At 56.2% G+C, this 7,363-nt stretch carries 4 protein-coding genes; 2 read left to right on the forward strand and 2 right to left on the reverse strand.

The features are described 5' to 3' along the window. The first annotated feature begins 718 nt into the window (after positions 1 to 718). A complete protein-coding gene (locus ACQ4V8_RS21685) occupies positions 719 to 2,644 on the forward strand; it encodes a sigma-54-dependent Fis family transcriptional regulator (protein ID WP_010401952.1) in 1,926 nt (641 codons plus the stop codon). Positions 2,645 to 2,708: 64 nt separating this feature from the next. On the opposite strand, the gene ACQ4V8_RS21690 is transcribed toward ACQ4V8_RS21685, so the two are convergent. Then, on the reverse strand, positions 2,709 to 3,098 hold the full coding sequence (locus ACQ4V8_RS21690; protein ID WP_196857146.1) for a DUF779 domain-containing protein: 390 nt from the start codon (positions 3,096 to 3,098) through the stop codon (positions 2,709 to 2,711). 53 nt (positions 3,099 to 3,151) lie between these two features. Beyond that, complete coding sequence (gene adh / locus ACQ4V8_RS21695; RefSeq protein WP_010401957.1) at positions 3,152 to 4,672, reverse strand: aldehyde dehydrogenase; 1,521 nt, start codon at positions 4,670 to 4,672, stop codon at positions 3,152 to 3,154. Between the two features lie 353 nt (positions 4,673 to 5,025). On the opposite strand from adh, the gene ACQ4V8_RS21700 reads away from it, so the two are divergent. Next, positions 5,026 to 7,170, forward strand: a complete 2,145-nt coding sequence (locus tag ACQ4V8_RS21700) for a TonB-dependent receptor family protein (protein WP_436572185.1) — start codon at positions 5,026 to 5,028, stop codon at positions 7,168 to 7,170. Positions 7,171 to 7,363: the final 193 nt, after the last annotated feature.

The raw sequence follows: 7,363 nt of genomic DNA on the forward strand, positions 1-7,363 counted from the left end.
TCAAACTCTTCAGTTTAATCTCTGTTACTTTGCCTTTTTACAGGCATGGTCGAACTATTTAACTAGTTCAAACCCCTCGCATTGCGAGGTGTTTGCTCACTCAAAAAACTGACAGGCTACTTCCGAAGAAGTATCCTATTTCATTATTTCTTGTGAACATTTGATATTTTAAGTTTTACAGCGATCCGAAGACCGCTGCTGCACTTACATCAAATGCCCACACTTATCGACTGTTAATTGTTAAAGAACTGTATCCGTTACTGCTTTCGCGCTATCGACAAAGCGTTGTGTTTGTCAGCTGCGAAGAAGAAAGAGTATGAGGCATTTCGCTAAATTCGTCAATCTTCTTTTTTACCCTGCTTTACTCTGCATTTACATGCGTCGTTCAGCGAGGGGGCGAATTATAGCCCTGGCCCGCTCGCCCTGCAAGGGGTATTTTTCCACTCCATAAAGTAGCCCTTATACCGCACTCGCTTGGCATGCCCATGCACTGCCCAATCAGTAATAAGGGGAGCAGTTATGGGACTGACAGCAACAATGGATATAGCCCAGTTCACTTTGCTTTGCTCGCGTCTGTGACCGGTGCTACATTGTGTAACACTCTCGATATTCAAAAGAGCGCCGCAGTACAGGGCCCAACGGAGGCAAGGAGATCATGTATCAACCGTCAACTACTTACCGTAGCGCGCCGTTTTCATCCATAGCGGATGGGAACGCCATGCCAGCAGGACTGGACAGGGTCCCCGTCATCATCGAAACTTCCCATCAACGCTCAGTCGCCTTTGGCTTGTCGCCCACGGCCACACCCGACTTTACGCCGGCAGGCAAATCCGATCTGTCGTTGTTGATCGAGCAAAATCGCATGCTGCACACGCACGCGTTGCCCGCGATGGAAACCCTGTACCAGCAAATCGTCAACACGCACAACATGGTGATTTTGACGGATGCCCATGGCGTGATCGTGCATTCGCTAGGCGACGATGATTTTCTGGAGAAAGCCAACCGGGTGGCCCTGCAACCCGGCGTAGCGTGGTCTGAACAAAGCCGCGGTACGAATGCCATCGGCACGGCCATCACGGAAAAAGTCCCCACCCTGGTCCATGCGGACCAGCATTATCTGGCCGCCAATCATTTCTTGACCTGCTCTGCAGCGCCGATCACCGATCACCGCGGCAAGGTCATCGGCGTGCTGGACGTGTCGAGCGACCAGCGCAGCTTTCACAAGCATACGATGGCCCTGGTGCGCATGTCGGCGCTGATGATCGAAAATCAGCTGTTTTCCGCCACCTTTGAAGATGCCATCACCGTGCACTTTCATGCCCGCCCCGAATTCATCGGTACCTTGATGGAAGGTATCGCCTCATTTACGCCGGGTGGACGGTTTTTATCCGCCAATAAGAACGGTTTGTTTCAGTTGGGCCTGTCATTTGCCGCGCTGAAATCACATACCTTCAGTTCCTTGTTCGGCTTACCCGTGTCTGCCCTGTACGACCATTACCGAACGGCCGCACCAGGTCTATTGAACCTGTGCATGCACAGCGGCGTGCGCGTCTACGGTCGCGCACAATTGCGCCTGGCCAATACTGTCTTCCAGCGCGGTTTCAATATCAGCACCGAGCATGGCGATATTCACGCCGTGCCGGCCCAGGTTCTCGCACCGGCCAGCCATGCTGCCAACGCGGCGCGCCGCCTGTCCGGCTTGCGCTACCTGCGCACGGGCGATCCGCAACTAGAGTTGGTGATCGACAAGGTCAGCAAGGTATTGGGGCGCGACATTCCCATCCTCGTCATGGGTGAAACGGGGACCGGCAAGGAATTGCTGGCACAAGCCATTCACAACGACTCGCCACGCGCCTTGGGACCGTTTATCGCTGTCAATTGCGCATCGATACCGGAAACTCTGATCGAGTCCGAGCTGTTCGGCTATGAAGACGGGGCGTTTACGGGGGCGCGCAAGAAAGGTGCTATCGGCAAGATTTTACAAGCCAATGGCGGCACTCTATTTCTCGATGAAATCGGCGATATGCCCTTTGGTTTACAGGCGCGCCTGTTGCGCGTGCTGCAAGAACGCATAGTCACGCCGCTAGGTAGCAGCAAGTCGATTACCGTGAATGTGGAACTCATTTGCGCTACGAATCATAACTTGCGAGAACGCATGGCCAAGGGCTTGTTTCGCGAAGACTTGTATTACCGCCTGAACGGCTTGGTGGTCAAACTGCCGCCGCTACGCGAGCGCACGGACCTGGACACGGTCGTAAAAAAGATACTCGCAACGGTAGCGCCCGACACGCGCTATACGCTGGCACCGGACATCCTGCGCATGTTCCACCTGCATAAGTGGCCTGGCAACTTCCGCCAGTTGACCAATCTGTTGCGCACGGCCATCGTCATGGCTGGCGACGAGCATGAAATCTGTTTGCGCCACATGCCAGATGATTTCCTCGACGATATTGAGATGACGCAAGCCCATGCCGCCAGCCCAGGCGCGGATTGCATGATCGCCGCCGGCGCCAACCTGGAAGAGATGGAACAAAACGTGATCCGCAGGTCGCTCGATGCGCATGGAGGCAACGTCTCGGCCACGGCCAGGGCCCTGGGCGTATCGCGCAACACGATCTATCGCAAGCGTCCACATCTGAAATAGTTTATAGCAGATGCGGAAAGAAGTGCGACGTCTTGCGCTGCCCATACTGATGAGCATAGGTGTATCAGGTCTTGCTGTGCTCTAGCGGCTGGGCATGCAACAACGCGCACTCTTCATCGGTGAACAGGCGTGAGCGCGTCAAGAAGCGCTTGCCCGTGCCGTTATCGAGTGAAAACATGCCGCCATTGCCATCGACCACATCGATAATCAACTGGGTATGCTCCCAGTAAGCGAACTGCTCGATTCCCATGTAAAACGGTGTGCCATTCAAATGACCGAGATAGATATCGGTATCGCTGACATCGAACTCGCCCAGCGCATAGCACATGGGCGCACTGCCATCACAACAACCGCCCGACTGGAAAAACATCAATGGGCCGTGACGCTCGCGCAACTTGTCCATCATTTCAAGCGCCGCTTCGGTGGCGACTACCCGGGCAATTATTGCATTCATGGCATCCCTTTCTGCACGCCGCGCCTGGCTAGGAGCGCGGCGCGTGTGCCGGTTTAGAAGAAACCCAGGGCTTTCGGGCTATAGCTCACCAGCAAGTTCTTCGTTTGCTGGTAGTGATCGAGCATCATCTTATGGTTTTCACGTCCTATACCTGATTGCTTATAGCCACCGAATGCGGCATGGGCTGGATACAGGTGGTAGCAATTGGTCCATACGCGGCCGGCCTGGATGGCGCGTCCCATGCGAAAGGCGCGCGAACCGTCACGCGTCCACAAGCCGGCGCCCAGGCCATACAAGGTATCGTTGGCGATAGCCAGCGCTTCGGCCTCATCCTTGAAGGTGGTCACGGAGACGACAGGCCCGAAAATCTCTTCCTGGAAGATACGCATCTTGTTGTTGCCCTTGAACACGGTCGGACGCACGTAATAACCGCCCTCCAGGTCGCCTGCCTGTGTATTGCGCTCGCCGCCAGCCAGCACTTCGGCGCCTTCCTGGCGGCCGATATCGAGGTAGGACAGGATTTTTTCCAACTGCTCCTGCGAAGCCTGGGCGCCGATCATGGTGCTGGCATCGAGCGGATTGCCCTGCTTGATGGCAGCCACGCGTTTCAATGCACGTTCGATGAATTTTTCGTAGATTGATTCCTGGATCAGCACGCGCGATGGGCAGGTACACACTTCTCCCTGATTCAGCGCAAACATGGTGAAGCCTTCCAGGCACTTATCGAAATAATCATCGTCGGCATCCATCACGTCTTCAAAGAAGATGTTCGGCGACTTGCCGCCCAGTTCCAGGGTGACGGGAATCAGGTTTTGCGCCGCGTAACCCATGATCAAACGGCCCGTGCCCGTTTCGCCCGTAAACGCGATTTTGGCGATGCGCTTGCTCGACGCCAGCGGCTTGCCCGCTTCCAGGCCAAAACCATTGATGATGTTCAACACACCAGGCGGCAGCAAGTCGCCTATCAGTTCGATCAATACCATGATAGAGGCGGGAGTTTGCTCGGCCGGCTTCAAGACGACGCAATTGCCGGCGGCCAGGGCTGGCGCCAGTTTCCACACGGCCATCAGAATCGGGAAATTCCAAGGGATGATCTGGCCCACGACACCCAGCGGCTCATGGTAATGATAAGCATAGGTTTCCGCATCGATTTGTGCGACGGAACCTTCTTGCGCGCGGATACATCCGGCGAAGTAACGGAAATGGTCGATGGCCAGCGGAATGTCGGCATTCATCGTTTCACGGATCGGCTTGCCGTTATCGATGGTTTCCGCCGTGGCGATCAGGCTCAAATTCTGTTCGATGCGATCGGCGATGCGGTTCAAGATGTTAGCGCGTTCGGCAGGCGAAGTCTTGCCCCAGGCATCTTTGGCGGCATGGGCGGCGTCCAGCGCCAGTTCCACGTCTTCCGCCGTGGAACGGGCGATCTCGCAAAATGGCAAGCCGGTGATGGGCGTAATATTGGAAAAATATTCACCTTTTACTGGTGCAATGAATTTTCCGCCTATGTAATTGTCATAACGTTGCTTGAAAGGGTTGGCGACGCCCAGTTTGCTGATGTCTGCAAAATTCATGTCATCCTCTATCGGCTTAATTAGAATGGAATTACTGAAATAAATATCAAACGTCTTGGTACAGATGGGGTGAGTACAAGAAGTCTTGTGCAAATGCCGTGCCAGCTCACCGCCACACGCCGGTGATTCTGCCCGGGGGACTGTGCGCGCGTCTTGAACAAGGCAGGTGTATCCTGCGCCAATTCACGCCAGCCCTGCTGCGTCGCCCCTTTGTTGCTGCACAATGGAACAGGTGTACCAAACTGCAACACCTGCTCCTGTGCCACGAAGGAATCACCATGCCCCATGGCAATTTGCGCACGGCAATACGCACACGCGACTAAGCACGCTTTTATTCAGATTGGAGAACCCGCATGCAGCATCGTTTCCGCTTGAACGCCATTGCCAGCCTGTTTGTCGCTGGCAGCGCCACCCTCGCCCCCCACGTTTTCGCCGCCGAATCCGCTGACCTGGCCGCCGGACAAGTCATGGATACGGTGGTCGTCAGCGGTAGCCGCATCGCCCGCCCCAGCAAGGAAGTGCCAGCCTCGATCGATGTAGTCGACAGCGCCCGCATCCAGGAGGGCCAAATCCGCGTCAACGCTTCGGAAGCATTGGCCGCCGTACCGGGCCTAGTGGTGCAAAACCGCCAGAACTACGCGCAAGACTTGCAAATTTCTTCACGCGGCTTCGGCGCCCGCTCGGCCTTTGGCGTGCGCGGCGTCAAACTGATCAGCGATGGTATTCCCGCCAGCATGCCCGATGGCCAGGGTCAGGTCGCCACTTTCAATCTCGATACGGCCGAGCGCATCGAAGTGCTGCGCGGCCCCTTCTCTGCCATCTACGGCAACCACTCGGGTGGCGTGATCCAGCTGTTTTCCAAGGTTGGGCGAAATCCCCCGTCCGTGGAGCTGAACGTCACGGGCGGCAGCGACGGCACCAGCAAGCTGGACCTTTCGGCGCAGGGACAAGCCGACGGCATCGGCTACGTGCTGGACGGCTCGCGCTTCCGCACGCAGGGTTTCCGCGACCACAGTGCTGCCACGCGCGAACAGGCGTTCGGCAAGATCACGCTCAAGCCAAATGTGAACAGCAAGCTGACCATCGTCGCCAACAGCCTGCACCAAGGCAATACACAAGATCCCCTGGGCGTCACCTGGGCCACGTTTGCCGCAAACCCGCGCGCAGGCGAAACCGACACCACCGATACGCAAAACCCGAAGCGCACATTTGCCGAACGCTACAACACGCGCAAGAGCATTGACCACCAGCAAATCGGCGCTACCTATGAACAGTCGTTCGGCGACGACCGCCTGCATGTGACGATGTATGGCGGCAACCGCGATGTGATCCAGTACCAAGCTTTTAGCAGGGTGTTCCAGGCGCCAGCGAGTCATTCGGGCGGCGTGGTCGACTTTCAGCGCCAGTTCTATGGCATCGATAGCAACTGGCTACACGTGAACCAGTTGGCCGGCGGCACGCTGAGTACCACCATCGGCATCGACTATGGCCGCTCCAGCGACAAGCGCACCGGCTATGAAAATTACATGGGCAATAGCTTGGGCGTAAAAGGCAAGCTACGCCGCGACGAGCACGATGTCGTCTCCAGCCTCGCTCCGTATATTCAGGCGCAATGGCAAGGCGGACCATGGCTGCTCAGTGCAGGTATGCGCTACAGCAAGATGAAAGTGGCAGTCAATGACCACTTTCTCAGCAATGGCGACGACAGCGGCAAGCTCGAGTTCAGCCACACCACACCGGTGTTGGGCCTGCTGTATAAGCTGACGCCGAACGTCAACGTGTACGCCAGCGCCGCGCGGGGCTTCGAAGCACCGACCCTGAACGAACTGTTTTACTCGGGCATGGGCGGCGGCTTCAATTACCAGCTAAAACCTGCCACCAGCAGCAACCTGGAAGCGGGCGTCAAGACCAGGCTCAACAACAACACGCATGTAAACGCGGCCGTATTCCAGATCAAGACCAGCGATGAACTGGTGGTCGACAACAAGAATTCAGGCAATGGTCGCACCAGCTATATCAACGCCAGCAAGACCTTGCGCCGGGGCATGGAAGTGTCTCTGGACGCCAGCCTGGCATATGGCTTCACGACAAAAGTGGCACTGACCAGCCTGCACGCCGTGTATGACCAAGCCTTCGGCAGCGCGCGCAAAGGCAGCCGTTTGCCGGGTGTACCCATCGCCAACCTGTTTGCGGAACTGGGGTGGAAAGATACGCTTGATCGCTTCGGCGCGGCGCTGGAAAGCGTGGCCAGCAAGCAAGTGTACGCGGAAGACAGCAACAGCGAAAAACCGGCACCCGGCTACACGGTGTTCAACGTACGCATGAATGCCAAACAAAGCACGGGCAACTGGCACTTCAAGCAATTTGTCCGCCTGAACAATCTTTTCGACAAGACCTACGTCGGTTCGCTCATCGTCGGCGACAGCAACAAGCGCTACTACGAAGCGGCACCAGGCCGTAATTGCTTGCTAGGTTTCAGCGCCCAATACAGTTTCTAAAAAAAAGCCCGCACCTCTTGCGAGGCGCGGGCTTTTTATCTTGCTGCTGAATAGCTGGGGCTAACACTAAAACCAGCAGACGAAAAAAAACCCCACCATCACTGGCGGGGTTTTTCTCAAGGTGGAACAGCCGGGGGCTGTTGCACCAAATAACAAGCCTGACGATAACCTACTTTCACACTGGTTGCAGCAC

Source organism: Janthinobacterium paucivorans, assembly GCF_051380805.1.
Taxonomy (GTDB): Bacteria; Pseudomonadota; Gammaproteobacteria; order Burkholderiales; family Burkholderiaceae_D; genus Janthinobacterium; species Janthinobacterium lividum_D.